This window comes from Robertmurraya korlensis NBRC 107688 (genome assembly GCF_001591645.1).
Classification (GTDB): domain Bacteria; phylum Bacillota; class Bacilli; order Bacillales; family Cytobacillaceae; genus Robertmurraya_A.
In genome coordinates this window covers 1-1,440 of record NZ_BCVH01000053.1, presented here as the reverse complement: position 1 = coordinate 1,440, position 1,440 = coordinate 1, and the positions used below count along the sequence as shown (strand labels likewise).

Sequence of the window (1,440 nt, the reverse complement as noted above, 5' to 3'; positions counted from 1 at the left end):
AGCTGTCTACGCTTAAAGACTAGAGTTCCCTTCAGTCCTCCAAGACTCGCTAGAGTGAATAGCTAGTTCTTACTCGGTGGGAATCCCACCCGCTATATGATACGACCTAGGCTCGGCCGCACACCTGCCCTTTCGTACAATAAAAAGCTACATCATATGCAGCCAGATATTTAAGGAATGCCACCTTTTCTTTAAGTACATTTCTTCACATTTTTGGCTAATAAGTGAATTGATTATATTTTTCTTAAGCAAACTAACTTTATAATTGTAAAGGAGGTTGAGAAGTGATGAAAGTTGGGAAATTAGAATCAATTCTCTGGAATATAGCATTACCGGGGTTTAGTCAATTATTAACAGGTCATTATGTTAAGGGTATCTTTTTTATTCTGTCTGAAGTAATTATTAACCTTCAGAGTAAATTTAATCTTGCTATTATGCTTAGTTATTTAGGGGAATTCGACAAAGCTTATTCAGTTACAGATTATCAGTGGCTTTTATTTTATGCCTGTTTATATTTTTTTGCAATGTGGGATGGTTATCGAACTGCAATGCCTCCTGACGAAAAACTCTCTTTTCTCCCATTCGTTTTTTCAGCTTATTTAGTTACAGTAGGGTTATTTTATTGTGGTGAATTAAAACTGTTTGGTCATCTTATTGGGCCAGTATTTATGCCAATGATCTTTGTTATCCCCGGACTAATTATTGGATTTACTTTAAGGGCTATTATTCTAAAAGTATCAAAAAGAGAAAGTTTCGTTTAACTATATTAAAAATTCTATTCCTTTCTTATCACCTTGCTGTTTATTTTTATGAAACTAAATAATATAAATAGTATTGAAATAAGTGTAAATACCCGCGGAAATAAATTGACGAGTTCACACTAGTTAATTTATTTCTACAAAGGTATTTTTCTTATCTATCCCCTGGGAATACCTCCTAAACATCTTGTACTTTAACAAAATGCACCTATAGCTATAAGGAAATATAACAAAAAAGAGTTAATCCTCATGGATTGAACTGATGCCCATTGTACGGACAGTTTAAAAAAGGTGCTTAAGCAGCTAATAGACGACTCCGGTATCTGCTTGTTTTATCTTTATTATTTTGTTTAATCCTACACTGCGACTAACTGCTTTCGTAAATGATCCAATAAGTACTGATTAGAAAAATGGACCAGTCCATGTGGTAAGGTCCCTAGCCTTAAAAACTGCAAGGCTGCTTTCCCTTCCCAACTCTTAAGACGGTTAAAAACTCAGGAAAATAGCGATCCACCAGTTGTGAATCTGGCCTTGCACCGTTTGAAGGTCATCAGTTAGGAGATCACGTATTTTTTTCGCCACACGGAGTTCTGCATAAACACCTTGTGGAATCGTTGGTTCAGCATATCTCCCATCCTTGACCAGCTGAGCGATGACTTTAGCGTCTTTCACATCGTTTTTT

Annotated in this window: 1 protein-coding gene and 1 pseudogene; one reads left to right on the top strand and one right to left on the bottom strand. The window is 35.8% G+C overall.

Annotation, left to right across the window (positions count from 1 at the left end):
• The first annotated feature begins 287 nt into the window (after positions 1-287).
• Positions 288-761 carry a hypothetical protein gene (locus BKO01S_RS23555; protein ID WP_439951060.1) on the top strand — a complete coding sequence of 158 codons (474 nt, stop codon included), beginning with the start codon at positions 288-290 and terminating at the stop codon, positions 759-761.
• Positions 762-1,082: 321 nt separating this feature from the next.
• Here BKO01S_RS23555 and BKO01S_RS24135 read toward each other — a convergent pair.
• Positions 1,083-1,440, bottom strand: a pseudogene (locus BKO01S_RS24135) (IS110 family transposase); the annotation flags it as partial.